Genomic DNA, 15,185 nt, shown 5'->3' with positions numbered 1-15,185 from the left:
TACCGATTTATCTTGTGACATTTAAAGAAAGTATTAATTTTGCATTCAGAATTTTCGGGGTATAGCGTAGCCCGGTTATCGCGCCTCGTTTGGGACGAGGAGGTCGCAAGTTCGAATCTTGCTACCCCGACTTAATAAACCAGTCTTTTGTTAGACTGGTTTTTTTGTGCTTTATTTTTAAGGTTATTAGTATTTCGGTTTAAAATATTTTCCTTCCACAATTATTAGTAATGTGTTTATTTAAGCCCTTTTCCGTATCTTTAAAATTAAACTTTTAGTGATGAAAATTTTAATACTTTTAGCATTAGCTATCACTCTAGCAGCTTGTCCCGCTTCACAAAAAGATAATGATATTGCTTTAAAACCTGTTGAATCTAGACCATATTCAATAGTGAAAGTTGTAGATAATCTAAGCAACCCTTGGGGAATGACTTGGTTACCTGACGGCGCTATGTTAATTACAGAAAAAAGTGGTGAGCTTATACATTTTAAAGACGGAAAAAAAACATCTATTACAAATGTACCAGAGGTATATAACAGAGGTCAAGGTGGTTTATTAGATATTAAATTACACCCTAATTATATTAATAATGGCTGGATCTACATTACACACGCATCTACTTTGGGTGAGGGTGATGGTGGAAATACACGATTAATACGTTGTAAACTTTCTTCTGAAATGTCACTCACTACAATAGAGCAATTATATAAAGCGGAACCTAATACTACAAAAGGACAGCATTTTGGATCTAGAATTGAATTTGACAATGATGGGTATATTTATTTTTCAATTGGTGAACGCGGTGAACGTGATTTAAACCCACAAGATATTACAAGAGATGGAGGTAAAATTTACAGGCTTCACGACGACGGCCGTATTCCTGAAGACAATCCATTTGTTAATGAACCAAATGCTAAACAAGCAATTTACACTTTCGGTAATCGAAATCCCCAAGGTATGGTTAAACATCCATTAACCGGAAAAATATGGATTCACGAACACGGACCAAAAGGTGGCGATGAAGTAAATATTTTAAAAGAAGGTGGAAATTACGGATGGCCATTAATAAGTTATGGAGTAAATTACAGCGGAACCAAATTCACCAATAAAACAGAAATGGATGGTATGGAACAACCAGTATATTATTGGGTTCCTTCCATTGCACCTTGCGGGATGACTTTTGTAAGTGGAGATAAATATCCAGATTGGAAAAATAATTTACTAGTAGGCTCATTAAAATTTAATTATGTTGAGCTTCTAGAATTAGATGGAGAAAAAATAATCAATAGAAATAAGATTGCTGAAGATATAGGTCGAGTTAGAAACGTTAAACAAGCACCTGATGGTTATATTTATATAGCAGTTGAAGGCGACGGGATATACAAATTAGTTCCACAGAAATAAAAAATAAAATTAATTAATGAAATCACACTTCCTACTCCTACTCTTACTCATAATTTTCGGATTTAGTTCTTGTAATAATAAAACCGAAAAAACAAAAACTGTCGCAATTGGCTCACAAAAGGAAATTATGCAAACTCCTTTAGAAATGAGTATTGAAAGAGGAGCTGATGTATATAAAAATTTCTGCAATCAATGCCACCGCCCTAAAGGCAAAGGAATAGGACGTAGTTACCCACCATTAAAAGGATCAAATTGGTTAACAGAAAAAAGACTTGAAAGTATAAAAGCCGTAAAATATGGACTGAAAGGTGAAATAACTGTAAATGGAAAAATGTACGATAATATTATGCAACCTATGGGGTTAAGCAATGAAGAAGTTGCTGATGTAATGAACTATATAATGAATAGTTGGGGAAATACTCAAGAAAACATAGTAACTGTAGAAGAGGTTGCAAGTGTTGAAAAGTAATCCTCACTAGGCTTTTGCTACATAGTTAAAACTGTATTTTTGTAAAAAACTCATTATGCTAATTATTGGTATCGCAGGCGGAACCGGAAGTGGAAAAACAACAGTAGTAAATCAAATAATTGAACAATTACCTGTTGACGAAGTTTGTGTAATTTCACAAGACTCATATTATAAAGATACTAGTCATCTAAGTTATGAGGAGCGTGTTGCCATTAATTTTGATCACCCCATTTCGATTGATTTCGACTTGCTAGTTGAACACTTAAAACTCCTTAAAGAAGGAAAATCATTTGAACAACCTAGCTACTCTTTTGTTGAACATAATCGCACAAAAGAAACTACGACTACACATCCTAAAAAGGTAGTAATCGTAGAAGGTATTTTAATCCTGACTCACCCAGACATTCGTGAAATGTTTGACTTAACAGTGTACGTTCACGCAGACAGTGACGAACGATTAATACGTCGTTTAAAACGTGATATAGCAGAAAGAGGAAGAGATCTCGATGAAGTATTGAGTCGTTACCAAACAACATTAAAACCTATGCACCAGCAATTTATTGAGCCTACTAAGGAATTTGCTGATATTATAATTCCAACAAATAGGTACAATACCGTAGCGGTAGATGTTCTTAGAACAATTATAGCCAACAGATTATAATTTATGAAAATTTCAGAAGTCAAACAACAATGGTGGATTAAATGGCTGGGCAATAAATATGCGCTCATTCTCGTACTATTTGTCATTTGGATGTTTTTCTTCGATGCGAACAATTGGTTTTTTCATAACGAATTAAATGAAGACATTGAAGCTCTTGAAGAAAGTAAAGAGTTTCATAAAGCCGAAATATTAAAAGACAAAGCCTTCATAGAAAAAATGAAAGATAGTACTGAGATGGAAAAATTTGCTCGAGAAAAATACTATTTAAAGAAGGAAAATGAAGATATTTATATCATTGAAAACGAAGACAGTTTAAAGTAATACTTCGGGAAAATGTAAAACATTAAACCACATGATCAATACCCTATTTTCAGAATTTGACGCTGTTTCTGCTAAAGCCTGGAAACAACAAATACAAGTAGATTTAAAAGGTGCAGATTATAACGACACACTTATTTATAAAAGTCTAGAAGGAATTCACGTAAAACCATTTTACCACAACGACGAAACACCTATAGTAAAACCTATTACGGGTCACCCAACCGAATGGTTTATTGGACAAGAAGTATTTATTGACAATGAAGAAATTGCTTCATCAATCGCTATAGATTCACTTAAAAGAGGCGCTCAAACATTAGTTTTTAAAGCTGACAGTCCTTTTGATATTGACTTATTTTTTGGAAATATTGAAATTGAAAACAATTACTTTTACGCTAATTTTTCATTTTTAGACACTGACTTCACTAACAAATTACTCTATTATTTCGCAGAGAGAAATAGCACTTTATTTTGTAATGTTGACCCATTAGGTAAATTAGCTGCAACAGGTAATTGGTTTACAAATCAACATAAAGATCACGAAGCGCTAAATTCACTACTTAAAGAGCATCCCGAAAATCATATTATTAGTGTAGATACAACGCTACTTCAAAATAGTGGTGCCACAATGGTACAGCAATTAGCCTACAGCCTTTCGCAAGCAAATGAATATTTAAATCATTTCTTCGGAAATTATAAAGGTGGAAAAACAGTTCCATTTCATATAACATTTAAAGTAGCGCAAGGAAGTAATTACTTCTTTGAAATTGCGAAAATAAGAGCACTTCGATTATTATATGCAGCTTTAGCTAAAGAATACAGTGTAATAGAAAATTGCCATATTTTAGCAACGCCTTCTACAAGAAACAAAACACTTTACGATTATAATGTAAATATGCTCCGAAGTACAACTGAGTGTATGAGCGCCGCACTTGGTGGGGCAAATACAATTGTAAACACCCCTTATGACGCTTTGTATCACAAACGAAATGAGTTTGGCGATCGCATTTCAAGAAACCAATTATTAATCCTTAAAGCCGAAAGCTATTTTGGCGAAGTTTCAAATGCAGCAGATGGTAGTTATTACATTGAAAGTTTGACTAATGAAATGGCTGAAAAAGCATTAATTCTCTTTAAAGAATTAGAAACAAAAGGAGGTTTCTTAGAAGGACTAAAAGAAGGCACTATCTTGAAAAAAATTAAAGAAAGTGCTGCGAAAGAACAAGCCCTTTTTGATAATGGTAGTTTAGTATTATTAGGAACTAATAAACATATCAATAAACAGGATATGATGAAAGACTCTATAGAACTCTATCCGTTTCTTAAACAGAAATCAGGAAAAACACTCCTCGCTCCTATCGTAACAAAAAGATTATCTGAAAATATTGAACAAGAAAGACTGAGCCATGAATAGAAAAGATGTAACAAAATTATCGCTTCAGTCTTCAGAAAAAAATAGCTCTGAAGCAAAAAAGTCAACAGCAACATTTTTAACTGCCGAGGACATTTCGGTTAAAAAAAATTACACAAAAGCAGATGTTAAGGACTTAAATCATTTAGATTTTGTTGCAGGAATAGCACCACACTTACGTGGTCCATATTCTACAATGTATGTTAGACGTCCTTGGACTATTAGACAATATGCAGGATTTTCGACTGCTGAAGAAAGTAACGCATTTTACCGTCGTAATCTTGCGGCAGGACAAAAAGGGCTCTCTGTTGCTTTTGACCTTGCTACCCATCGTGGGTATGACAGTGATCACGAACGGGTGGTTGGAGATGTAGGAAAAGCAGGTGTTGCCATTGACAGTGTTGAGGACATGAAGATTTTATTTGATCAGATTCCGCTAGACAAAATGAGCGTTTCAATGACAATGAATGGAGCTGTTTTACCTATTATGGCATTTTACGTAGTTGCTGCAGAAGAGCAAGGAGTATCTCCTGAGCTTTTAGCAGGAACAATTCAAAATGACATTTTAAAGGAGTTTATGGTACGTAATACTTACATATACCCTCCTACTCCTTCTATGAAAATTATTAGTGACATATTTGAATATACATCTAAAAACATGCCTAAGTTTAATAGTATTTCGATTTCGGGATACCATATGCAAGAAGCAGGTGCAACTTGCGATATTGAACTAGCATATACACTTGCTGACGGATTAGAATATATTAGAAAAGGACTGGATGCAGGTATGGATATCGATACATTTGCTCCTCGCCTCTCTTTTTTCTGGGCAATAGGAATGAATCATTTTATGGAGATTGCAAAAATGCGAGCTGCTAGAATGTTATGGGCTAAAATGGTAAAACAGTTTAATCCAAAAAACAAAAAATCACTTGCGTTACGCACACATTGTCAAACTAGTGGATGGAGTTTAACAGAGCAAGATCCATTTAATAATGTTGCACGAACTTGTATAGAAGCATCGGCAGCTGCCTTTGGCGGAACACAGTCGCTACACACAAATGCATTAGATGAAGCCATTGCTTTACCTACAGATTTTTCTGCGAGAATAGCAAGAAACACACAAATATTTCTTCAAGAAGAAACACATATTACTAAAACCGTCGACCCATGGGGTGGTAGTTTTTATGTAGAGAATTTAACGAATGATATTGCTGAGAAAGCTTGGAAATTAATACAAGAAGTTGAAGAATTAGGAGGAATGACTAAAGCTATTGAAGCAGGAATTCCTAAACTACGCATTGAAGAAGCTGCTGCTAGAAAACAAGCTCGCATAGATAGCGGACAAGATATAATTGTTGGTGTAAATAAATTTCGCTTAAAAAAAGAAGACCCACTACAAATTTTAGATGTTGACAATCAAAAGGTTAGACAGTCTCAATTAAATAGATTAGCAACATTAAAGAAGAATAGAAATGATGCTGAAGTAAAAGTTAATTTAGAAAAATTGACCGCTGCCGCTAAAGAAGGTTCTGGAAATTTATTAGCTTTAGCAATAACTGCAGCAAGAGCAAGAGCAACACTTGGAGAAATTAGTGATGCACTTGAAGAAGCTTTTGGTAGATACAAAGCAACCATTAAATCATTTAGCGGCGTGTATAGTAAAGAAATTAAACAAGATCCATCATTTGCGAAAGCGAGAGAAATGGCAGACAAGTTTGCAAAACTTGACGGTCGTCGTCCGCGTATAATGATTGCAAAAATGGGGCAAGATGGTCACGATAGAGGTGCAAAAGTTGTTGCAACAGGTTATGCAGATGTTGGTTTTGATGTTGATATCGGCCCACTGTTCCAAACGCCTAAAGAAGCTGCAAAACAAGCTGTTGAAAATGATGTTCATATTTTAGGGATCTCATCTTTAGCTGCAGGACACAAAACACTTGTACCGCAAGTAATTGCTGAAATGAATGCCCTAGGCAGAGATGACATTATGGTAATTGTTGGCGGAGTTATTCCAGCGCAAGATTATCAATTTCTATTTGATGCTGGAGCAGTAGCAGTATATGGTCCAGGTACTCGCATTAGCGACGCTGCTATAGAAATGCTTGAAATACTTACAGACTCCATAGCTTAGAATACTATATTTAGAACTTTCGTTATGGGTGATTACATACTTAAAACTGAAAGATTAGGTTTACGACTTTGGAAAGCTAGTGATTATTTTCCCTTTGCGGAAATGTGCGCTGATCTAGAAGTAATGAAGCACTTCCCTAACGTATTAAAAAAAGAAGAAGCTTTTAGTTTAATTACTAGGTTTAACTTGCATTATGAGAAAGAAGGTTACACCTATTTCGCAGTTGATATTTTAGAAACAAAAAGTAATCTTCCTGTTTTTATAGGTTTTACAGGAATAATGAAGCAAACTTACGAAAGCCCTTTCACTCCCAATGTAGACATAGGTTGGCGACTAGCTATAAATGCTTGGGGAAATGGCTATGCAACTGAAGCAGCAAAAGCTTGTTTGGACTATGCGATTAAAAATTTAGAGATTAAAACCATCATCTCAGTAGCTTCTAATATAAATACTCCATCAATTAATGTAATGAAAAAGATTGGAATGCATTATTCTGGAGAATTTAATCACCCCAAACTTGTTGAATCATCAAATTTGAACCCTTGCATAGTTTACAGCTACAATAGTCCTAAAAAGCAGTAATAGAGCTGTTTCCGAAATTTTAAGTGTTTAAATTTCATGTACTATTAACAAAGTTTTCATATTTCGGAACAATAGCTAACATAAACCTTAATTATTGTTCACTCTCTGTTAACAAAAGGGGTTTCTAAATCGGTTAAATAATTGTAATTTTATCGCTTATATTTTCAATTTTCATGGGCAAAATTATTGCGATTGCAAACCAAAAAGGTGGCGTAGGTAAAACCACGACATCTGTAAATTTAGCAGCCTCTTTAGGGGTGTTAGAAAAAAAAGTACTATTAATTGATGCAGATCCACAAGCTAACGCCACATCAGGACTAGGTATTGATGTAGAAGCTGTTACAAATGGAACATATCAACTATTAGAACATTCAACCACGGCTAAAAATGCGATTTTACAAACATCTTCGCCTAATTTAGATATTATTCCAGCACATATTGACTTAGTTGCAATTGAAATTGAACTAGTTGATAAAGAGAATCGTGAATACATGCTTAAAGAAGTCATTAGAGGCTTAAAGGACTCGTACGACTATATATTAATAGATTGTGCTCCATCGTTAGGGTTACTAACTCTTAACGCGCTAACAGCGGCAGATTCTGTAATAATACCTATTCAGTGTGAATATTTCGCACTAGAAGGGCTTGGAAAATTACTGAACACTATAAAAAGTGTCCAGAAAATTCACAATCCAGAATTAGATATTGAAGGATTACTTTTAACAATGTATGATTCTCGTTTACGACTTTCAAATCAAGTGGTTGAAGAAGTTAAAAAACATTTTGATGCAATGGTATTTAAAACAATCATTCAACGAAATGTACGTTTAAGTGAAGCACCTAGTTACGGAGAAAGTATTATTAGCTATGATGCAAGCAGTAAAGGAGCAAATAATTACTTAAGTTTAGCTGAAGAATTAATTGCTAAAAATGAAGCTTAATATATTGGATTTCTAGTATTTAGAATTCAAATAAATGTTACCACGATTGTAAAATTACAAAATGGCAAAAGCAACTAAAAAACAAGCATTGGGTCGCGGTTTATCTGCACTATTAAAAGATCCTGCAAACGATATACAATCTGCACAAGATAAAAATGCAGACAAAGTAGTAGGTAGCATTGTAGAGCTAGACCTCACTAGTATTGAAATGAACCCGTACCAACCACGTACGAGTTTTAATGAAGAAGCCCTTAGAGAATTAGCATCATCCATCAAAGAACTTGGTGTTATTCAACCTATAACTGTTAGAAAATTAGAATTTAACAAATACCAACTTGTAAGTGGTGAGCGTCGTTATAGAGCATCATCATTAATTGGTTTAAAAACAATACCTGCATATATTCGTATCGCTAATGACCAAGAGTCGTTAGAAATGGCACTTGTTGAAAACATTCAAAGAGAAGATTTAGATCCTATTGAAATTGCATTATCCTACCAGCGTTTAATAGAAGAAATTGATTTAACGCAAGAGGAAATGAGTGATCGTGTTGGGAAAAACAGATCGACTATAGCAAACTACTTAAGACTTCTAAAATTAGACCCTATAGTACAAACAGGTATGCGGGATGGTTTTATTTCAATGGGTCACGGTAGAGCATTAATAAATGTAGAGGATACAGACGAGCAGCTTGATATTTACGAAAAAATATTGAGTGATAAACTTTCGGTTAGAGAAACCGAAAGCCTTGTAAGAGGTAAAAAATCTGCTTCAAATACGACTAAAAAGGCAAAACCAACTCTTCCTACTTACGCTAAAGAAGCTATAAGCGAACTATCTGAACAATTAAATAGTTCTGTTTCTGTAAAGATTAATCCTAAAGGAAAAGGACAATTTACAGTTCCATTTAAAAACAAAGAAGATTTTGAGAGAATAGTTAAACTTCTAAATGGTGAAAAATAATCTGCTCTATATCGTATTTTTAATTACTATTAGTTTATTCGCTCAAAAGGATTCGCTAGTAATTAATAGGGAAATAAAGGTAGTTATTAAAGATACTATTAAAGCTAACGCATATGACCCATTAGCCCCTTCTCGTGCAGCATTTTATTCAGCTGCATTACCTGGTTTAGGACAAGCTTACAACAAAAAATACTGGAAAATACCTGTTATTTATGCTGGTATGGCTGCTGGAGTTTATTTTTACATTAAAAATGACAAAGAGTACACCCGTTTTAGAAATGCTTACAAACGTAGACTCGCAGGCTTTACAGATGATGAGTTTTTTGGTGATGGAACAACAGCTTTAATATCGAACGATCGTTTAATCGATGCACAAAAAACTTCACAAACTAATAAGGATGTAAGTATTATCGTATCACTAGCCTTTTATCTACTAAATGTTATTGATGCAAATGTTGATGCGCATTTACGTCAATATGATGTTGACGACAACCTTTCCCTTTCCCCGCAATTCAATTTAGACGAAATTAATAGTCAAGCACAATATGGTCTTTCCTTTAAATATATAATAAAATGAAAATAGCACTTTTAGGATATGGTAAAATGGGGAAAACCATTGAAAATCTTGCCATAGAAGCTGGACATAAAATTGTTTATAAAAGCGGAACTACTTCTGAAATTGGAAAACTTGAAGATGCAGAAGTTGCAATAGAATTTTCTACACCAGAAGCTGCTGTTTCAAATATATTAAAATGTTTCGAATTACAGATTCCTGTAGTTTGCGGTACAACTGGGTGGTTAGAAAACTACAGTTCAGTCATAAACTCTTGTAAAGAATGTAACGGAAGTTTTATCTATGCGTCAAACTTTAGTGTAGGAGTAAATCTATTCTTTAGTATAAATGAGAAGTTGGCTAAATTAATGGCTCCTTGGAAAGAATATTCGGTTTCAATTGAGGAGATTCATCACACTGAAAAAAAAGATGCACCAAGTGGAACGGCCATCACTATCGCAGATTCTATTATTGCTCAATCTGATAATCTAGAACGATGGTCATTAGAAAGCAAAAAGGATCATAGTTTGCGTATTTCGGCTAAGCGAATTGCAGATGTCAAAGGAACGCACACAGTAACTTATGAGTCTGATGTTGATGAAATATCAATTACACATAAAGCAAAAAGCAGGATTGGTTTTGCTAAAGGAGCAATACTTGCTGCAGTATTTTTAAAAGATAAAAAAGGACTATTTACTATGCAGGACGTTTTAGATTTGTAATGCATTAATAGAAAATAAGAAAATAATATCCCGTATTAAAACGGAATTAAATAGAAGAATATGAGTTGGTCAGGATGGTTATTATTTATTGTCATCATACAAGTAATTCACTTTTTAGGTACTTGGAAATTATATGTAGCAGCAGGACGAAAAGCTTGGGAAGCAGCAATACCAATATACAATGCGGTAGTGTTAATGAAAATAATTAACAGACCTTGGTGGTGGACACTATTATTGTTTATTCCAATTGTAAACCTAATGATGTTCCCAATTGTTTGGGTAGAAACTATTCGAAGCTTTGGAAAACACAGCTCAAAAGACACTTGGCTTGTACTCTTAACTTTAGGACTTTATATTTTCTATATTAATTATACTGAGGATTTAACACATATAAAAGAACGTAGTTTAACACCTAGAACTGGTCTTGGAGAATGGGTTAGTTCTATATTATTTGCCGTAATCGCAGCAACTGTAATACACACCTATGTAATGCAGCCATTTACAATACCAACATCATCTTTAGAAAAAACATTACTAGTTGGTGATTTTCTATTCGTGAGTAAATTCCATTATGGCGCTAGAACCCCTATGACACCTATTGCATTACCAATGATGCACGATGCAATACCAACAACCAAAGTAAAAAGTTATGCTCCTAATCCACAACTTCCTTACTTTAGAATGCCTGGTTTTGAAGAAATAGAACGTAACGACATTGTTGTATTCAACTGGCCTATTGATGAGTTTCAAGATATTGGCCCACCTCCTTCCGGTTATATGTATAAGCCTATTGATAAGAAAAGTAATTACGTAAAACGTTGTGTAGGTATTCCTGGAGATTCTCTAGAAGTAAGAAACGGTTTCGTTTTTATTAACGGAAAACAGAACGAATTACCAGAACGTGGTAGGCTTCAATTTGCTTACAAAATACAATCTAAAAAAGTTCTTACTAAAGTTGATGCACAAGGAAGATTAGCAAATCAACCTAGTCAATTTTTCTCAGATCGTTATGGAGTAAGTGATATGTACCCTATTTCAGTAGATCAAGAAACTGGGGTCTACACATTTGTTGCACATTTAACTGATGAAGCCTACCAACAGATCAAAGATCATCCAGATGTAATATCAGTAACTTCTGCTAAATCTACCGCAGATGAGGTTGGGTCAGGAATTTTCCCTAATGATCCTCAATATGGCTTCAACAATGATTTCTTTGGACCAATATACATTCCTGAAGCAGGAAAAACTGTCGATATTACAGCTGAAAGCATACCTTTCTACAAACGCATTATTGAAGTTTACGAAGGAAGTGAAATAGGTATTGAAAATAAAATTACTCAAAACGGCACTCAAGTGTTGCTTAACGGAAATGTGCTTACGTCTTATACATTTAAAATGGACTACTACTGGATGATGGGTGATAACCGTAACAACTCTCAGGATGCACGTTCTTGGGGTTATGTACCATTTAATCATGTTGTTGGAAAACCTGTTTTTGTTTGGATGAGTTGGGATAGCAATGCTAAAGGATTAGATAAAATTAGATGGGAACGTTTATTCACAACTGTTTCTGGAAGTGGAAAACCAGTTTCTTATTTCATGTATTTCTTGATTGCTGTTGCTGGATATATTGTATTTAATACATTCAGAAAACGTAAAAAAGCAAAAGCGTAATTGAAAACTGTTTTATTATACCCAACATTTTTCCCCTCGATTGCTACAATGGTTGCAATTAGTCAGGCAGATGCTGTAGTATTTGAAGTTCAAGATAATTATCAAAAGCAAACCTATAGAAATAGAGCTTACATCTCGCACAGTGGTGGTAAAATGCTTTTAGGTGTCCCTATTATACATCTCAAGGATAACAAAAGAAAGAAGACTTCTGAAATTTGTGTTGAAAATGAAGTTCCTTGGTTATACAATCATTGGAAATCACTACAGACTGCTTATAGAACATCACCATTTTTTGAATATTACGAAGAAGACTTAGCTCCGCTTTTTAAAAAAGAGGTCACTTCCCTACTCGATTTTAATATGGAAATTATTGAAGTATTGTTAGATTTAATTGGGATAGATGTATCTATTTCAAAAACAACAGAGTTTCATAAAAACCCAGAACAATTAGACGGTCGTTTTTTAGCTGATGCAAAAAAAGAAAAAGATCATGGTTTTGAAACCTATCATCAAGTTTTTGAAAATGTAATTGGTTTTATCCCTAATCTTTCGGTGCTGGATTTATTGTTTAATGAAGGTCCAAATACAATCTCTTATTTAGAATCTCAGAAATTGGATTTAGAGTAAAACATTACCATCCTATGGTAGCTTTTATAGGATGATGATCTGAAAATGTCTGTTCAAATGTTTCGAAATCTACAACATCCAAACCTTCCGAAGTCATAATATAATCTATACGCATAGGATAAGAATCAAATCTGAAGGTAGTTCCAAGTCCGTTTCCTTGCTCTAAAAATGCATCTTTATTACCTTCTCGAAGTTTTCTGTATACATAAGAGAAAGCTGTGTTATTAAAATCACCTGCATAAATAAATGGATGCTTTGCTTTTTTACTGTGAGCTATAATACTATGTACTTGCTCCTCCTGTTTAGTAAACGCATTACCTAATCGCTCCAGCAACATTGCTTTATCAGCATCCTGTAATGAATTTACAGAAGGCTTTATACTCATAGATTTAAGATGAAGGTTATACAACCTCACAGTATCTCCTTTTACTACAACATCAACATAAAGTGTATTGTTTTGAGTTCCCGCAAAATCAAAAGCGCCTTTGTTAATTAAAGGGTACTTAGAATAGATTGCCTGACCCATTTTAAACTTATCTCTTCTGTAATGAATATACACATATGGGTAGCCTGGTAATTCGACATTAAAATCTCTGAAATATTCTTGAATACAAATCACATCAGCATCACTATTTATAATGCTTTCGGTAAATTTCTTAATATTCTCTTCGTTGTCCGTTCCTTGTTCATAGGCATTAAACAAACGAACATTATAACTCATTACTGAAAGTTTATTTGAATAATCATTCTCATTTTTAGGTGATGAAAATTCATAGATTGGATTGAAAAAAACAAAAGCCAATACTAATACAAATGCCGAAAGTAAGAACTGACGTTTAAGTTGAACTAGCCAATATAATCCAAATAAAAAGGTGAGCATTATCAAAGGAGAAACCGCTAAACTCAAAAGTGAAATATATGGAAATGTCTTTGGGGGAAAATAAGGCAACGCAAATGATAACACCAACAAAAAAGCGACTACGCTATTGATGAGAAATAATAATTTTCCAAAAAGACTCAATCCTTTCATAGATGTCTTTAATTAATCATTTCCTGATTTGAATAAAAAATCCTTCTCAGCTTTAGATAAGCTTTCATAACCACTTTTCCCTATTTTATCAAGTATAGCATCTACTTTTTTCTGATTATCTAATGTAGTTTCTGATTTTTTCTTCACCTCAGAAACATTGTTATTTTTATGAACTTTTCGAAAAGGAGTCTTTTTCTTTTTTGCTTTTTTAGTAGTAAAATACTCTAGAAAATTTTCAAACCAAGCACCAATGTCATTTCCTTTTAAAAGTTGAGTAGCGTATAAATAGCCAAACATCGCTCCTCCTAAATGTGCAATCAAACCACCAGCATTTCCTGAAGTTGGTAATTGAATTAAATCTAATACTACTAACACTGCGGCAATATGCCATAATTTAATATCCCAGATAAATAATCGCAATCTAGTATTAGGAGAGTATGCTGCTATAAAAACTACAATAGCACGTATTGCTGCTGAAGCTCCCAATAAATACCCTCTACTACCTGCAAATACTGGGAATAAATTATATGCTAAAACATACAATAACCCTCCACTAATTGCACCCAATAAGTAAATAGTGATAAATCGCTTTGTACTGAAAAGGTTTAACACAAATGGTCCAAACCAAAACAACCATAACATATTAAAAAACAAATGAAATGCGCCAAAATGAACAAATGCATACGTTATAAAAGACCAAGGCTGAAATATAAATTCGTTAAACCCATCAGGCAAAACAAACCAAGAAGCTAAATCATATTGTTGCATTCCAAAAAGGAATGATCCCAAATACGTACAGAAAAAAACTATCACATTGATAACTATAAGCTGTATTACAATCCCTGAAGACTTAAATTTATATGTAATATTGTTCCAATTCATTAGTCCCACCTAGTGTTATTTAAATCATTTTTCTTCCAGTAGTACGCCATAATAAAACCAAAAGCAGCTCCACCTATATGCGCCCAATTCGCAATATTTTGCCCAAAAACAGAAAAACCTGTTAGTCCTGAAAATAAATCTAATAGAATTAAACCTGGTACAAAATACTTAGCCTTTATAGGGATTGGTATAAACATCATCATCAATTCTACATTAGGATATAGCAAAGCAAAACCTACTAATAATCCATAAATAGCACCAGACGCTCCCACTGCAGGAGTGTTATACTCGCGGTAAACACTTTCAATAGTTTCTATAGGTATTGACTGTAAAATACTTGAGCGGTATTGTCCCGTTTGTAACATTTCAGTTATTTCAACAGGCGTCATTCCTGCTCCAGCTAATAAGTCTAAACCTTGTGAAACTTGAAAATAAGTAACTAAACTGTGTATTAAAGCTGCTCCTATACCTGCTGAAAAATAGAAAAATAGAAACTTTTTCTGTCCCCAACGTGCTTCTAAAGGTGGTCCAAAAAAATACAAGCCTAACATATTGAAAAGTATGTGCATAAAACTGTGTTGGTCATGCATAAACATATGCGTAACCGGCTGCCAATATTGAAAATTAGGATTCTCAAAATAGTACAACGACAGTAGTCTGTAGGCGGTATCGCCTAGCAACATAGAACCAGCATAAACGATAACGTTTATAATAATTAGTATTTTAACTGTTTCGGTTATTCTTCCCATAAATGGTATTTCTAAGTACTTTTAAATATAGTACTGTATTAGTTCAATTTACTATTAAGACGTACA

At 33.9% G+C, this 15,185-nt stretch carries 16 protein-coding genes and 1 tRNA gene; 14 read left to right on the top strand and 3 right to left on the bottom strand.

The annotated features are described in order from the left end of the window. The first annotated feature begins 55 nt into the window (after positions 1-55). The 14 genes from GBH57_RS05600 (at position 56) to GBH57_RS05535 (ending at position 12,458) form a co-directional block, all read left to right on the top strand. Positions 56-130: transfer RNA gene (locus GBH57_RS05600), tRNA-Pro, on the top strand. Between the two features lie 150 nt (positions 131-280). Next, complete coding sequence (locus GBH57_RS05595; RefSeq protein ID WP_151673096.1) at positions 281-1,405, top strand: PQQ-dependent sugar dehydrogenase; 1,125 nt, start codon at positions 281-283, stop codon at positions 1,403-1,405. A gap of 16 nt (positions 1,406-1,421) precedes the next feature. Continuing rightward, complete coding sequence (locus GBH57_RS05590) at positions 1,422-1,874, top strand: c-type cytochrome (RefSeq protein ID WP_151673095.1); 453 nt, start codon at positions 1,422-1,424, stop codon at positions 1,872-1,874. 55 nt (positions 1,875-1,929) lie between these two features. Next, positions 1,930-2,535, top strand: coding sequence for a uridine kinase (gene udk / locus GBH57_RS05585; protein WP_151673094.1), 606 nt, complete (start codon positions 1,930-1,932; stop codon positions 2,533-2,535). 3 nt (positions 2,536-2,538) lie between these two features. Further along, on the top strand, positions 2,539-2,856 hold the full coding sequence (locus GBH57_RS05580; protein ID WP_151673093.1) for an FtsB family cell division protein: 318 nt from the start codon (positions 2,539-2,541) through the stop codon (positions 2,854-2,856). Between the two features lie 31 nt (positions 2,857-2,887). Continuing rightward, the gene (locus tag GBH57_RS05575) at positions 2,888-4,267 is read left to right on the top strand and encodes a methylmalonyl-CoA mutase subunit beta (protein ID WP_151673092.1); all 1,380 of its coding nucleotides are present in this window, start codon (positions 2,888-2,890) and stop codon (positions 4,265-4,267) included. Next, positions 4,260-6,398, top strand: coding sequence for a methylmalonyl-CoA mutase (scpA, locus tag GBH57_RS05570; RefSeq protein ID WP_151673091.1), 2,139 nt, complete (start codon positions 4,260-4,262; stop codon positions 6,396-6,398). Before GBH57_RS05575 ends, scpA begins: the two co-directional genes overlap by 8 nt. 24 nt (positions 6,399-6,422) lie before the next feature. Continuing rightward, on the top strand, positions 6,423-6,980 hold the full coding sequence (locus GBH57_RS05565; protein WP_151673090.1) for a GNAT family N-acetyltransferase: 558 nt from the start codon (positions 6,423-6,425) through the stop codon (positions 6,978-6,980). 173 nt (positions 6,981-7,153) lie between these two features. Beyond that, positions 7,154-7,921 (top strand): ParA family protein, encoded by a 768-nt coding sequence (locus GBH57_RS05560; RefSeq protein ID WP_151673089.1) that lies wholly within the window; start codon positions 7,154-7,156, stop codon positions 7,919-7,921. A gap of 61 nt (positions 7,922-7,982) precedes the next feature. Beyond that, positions 7,983-8,882, top strand: coding sequence for a ParB/RepB/Spo0J family partition protein (locus GBH57_RS05555; RefSeq protein ID WP_151673088.1), 900 nt, complete (start codon positions 7,983-7,985; stop codon positions 8,880-8,882). Then, positions 8,869-9,459 carry a DUF5683 domain-containing protein gene (locus tag GBH57_RS05550; RefSeq protein WP_151673087.1) on the top strand — a complete coding sequence of 197 codons (591 nt, stop codon included), beginning with the start codon at positions 8,869-8,871 and terminating at the stop codon, positions 9,457-9,459. The genes GBH57_RS05555 and GBH57_RS05550 overlap by 14 nt, the downstream gene beginning before the upstream one ends. Continuing rightward, the gene (dapB, locus tag GBH57_RS05545; protein ID WP_151673086.1) at positions 9,456-10,157 is read left to right on the top strand and encodes a 4-hydroxy-tetrahydrodipicolinate reductase; all 702 of its coding nucleotides are present in this window, start codon (positions 9,456-9,458) and stop codon (positions 10,155-10,157) included. Before GBH57_RS05550 ends, dapB begins: the two co-directional genes overlap by 4 nt. A 60-nt stretch (positions 10,158-10,217) precedes the next feature. Further along, complete coding sequence (gene lepB, locus GBH57_RS05540; protein ID WP_151673085.1) at positions 10,218-11,831, top strand: signal peptidase I; 1,614 nt, start codon at positions 10,218-10,220, stop codon at positions 11,829-11,831. After that, a complete protein-coding gene (locus GBH57_RS05535; RefSeq protein WP_151673084.1) occupies positions 11,832-12,458 on the top strand; it encodes a WbqC family protein in 627 nt (208 codons plus the stop codon). 4 nt (positions 12,459-12,462) lie between these two features. Here the strand turns inward: GBH57_RS05535 and GBH57_RS05530 are convergent, their stop codons facing one another. From GBH57_RS05530 to GBH57_RS05520, 3 genes are read right to left on the bottom strand one after another with little or no spacing between them, the layout of a single operon-like run. Further along, a complete protein-coding gene (locus GBH57_RS05530) occupies positions 12,463-13,488 on the bottom strand; it encodes an endonuclease/exonuclease/phosphatase family protein (protein ID WP_151673083.1) in 1,026 nt (341 codons plus the stop codon). A gap of 12 nt (positions 13,489-13,500) precedes the next feature. Continuing rightward, positions 13,501-14,370: a rhomboid family protein gene (locus GBH57_RS05525; protein WP_151673082.1), complete on the bottom strand. Its 870-nt coding sequence runs from the start codon at positions 14,368-14,370 to the stop codon at positions 13,501-13,503. Beyond that, positions 14,370-15,119, bottom strand: a complete 750-nt coding sequence (locus tag GBH57_RS05520) for a rhomboid family intramembrane serine protease (RefSeq protein ID WP_151673081.1) — start codon at positions 15,117-15,119, stop codon at positions 14,370-14,372. Before GBH57_RS05520 ends, GBH57_RS05525 begins: the two co-directional genes overlap by 1 nt. Positions 15,120-15,185: the final 66 nt, after the last annotated feature.

Source organism: Patiriisocius marinus (genome assembly GCF_008974325.1).
GTDB lineage: Bacteria > Bacteroidota > Bacteroidia > Flavobacteriales > Flavobacteriaceae > Patiriisocius > Patiriisocius marinus.
Note: the sequence above shows the minus strand (reverse complement) of the source record. Positions and strands in the feature narration are given on the sequence as shown.

Coding starts and splice junctions, on each gene's coding strand:
- GBH57_RS05595 (WP_151673096.1), top strand. CDS start 281: ATGAAAATTTTAATACTTTTAGCATTAGCTATCACTCTAGCAGCTTGT.
- GBH57_RS05590 (WP_151673095.1), top strand. CDS start 1,422: ATGAAATCACACTTCCTACTCCTACTCTTACTCATAATTTTCGGATTT.
- udk (WP_151673094.1), top strand. CDS start 1,930: ATGCTAATTATTGGTATCGCAGGCGGAACCGGAAGTGGAAAAACAACA.
- GBH57_RS05580 (WP_151673093.1), top strand. CDS start 2,539: ATGAAAATTTCAGAAGTCAAACAACAATGGTGGATTAAATGGCTGGGC.
- GBH57_RS05575 (WP_151673092.1), top strand. CDS start 2,888: ATGATCAATACCCTATTTTCAGAATTTGACGCTGTTTCTGCTAAAGCC.
- scpA (WP_151673091.1), top strand. CDS start 4,260: ATGAATAGAAAAGATGTAACAAAATTATCGCTTCAGTCTTCAGAAAAA.
- GBH57_RS05565 (WP_151673090.1), top strand. CDS start 6,423: ATGGGTGATTACATACTTAAAACTGAAAGATTAGGTTTACGACTTTGG.
- GBH57_RS05560 (WP_151673089.1), top strand. CDS start 7,154: ATGGGCAAAATTATTGCGATTGCAAACCAAAAAGGTGGCGTAGGTAAA.
- GBH57_RS05555 (WP_151673088.1), top strand. CDS start 7,983: ATGGCAAAAGCAACTAAAAAACAAGCATTGGGTCGCGGTTTATCTGCA.
- GBH57_RS05550 (WP_151673087.1), top strand. CDS start 8,869: ATGGTGAAAAATAATCTGCTCTATATCGTATTTTTAATTACTATTAGT.
- dapB (WP_151673086.1), top strand. CDS start 9,456: ATGAAAATAGCACTTTTAGGATATGGTAAAATGGGGAAAACCATTGAA.
- lepB (WP_151673085.1), top strand. CDS start 10,218: ATGAGTTGGTCAGGATGGTTATTATTTATTGTCATCATACAAGTAATT.
- GBH57_RS05530 (WP_151673083.1), bottom strand. CDS start 13,488: ATGAAAGGATTGAGTCTTTTTGGAAAATTATTATTTCTCATCAATAGC.
- GBH57_RS05525 (WP_151673082.1), bottom strand. CDS start 14,370: ATGAATTGGAACAATATTACATATAAATTTAAGTCTTCAGGGATTGTA.
- GBH57_RS05520 (WP_151673081.1), bottom strand. CDS start 15,119: ATGGGAAGAATAACCGAAACAGTTAAAATACTAATTATTATAAACGTT.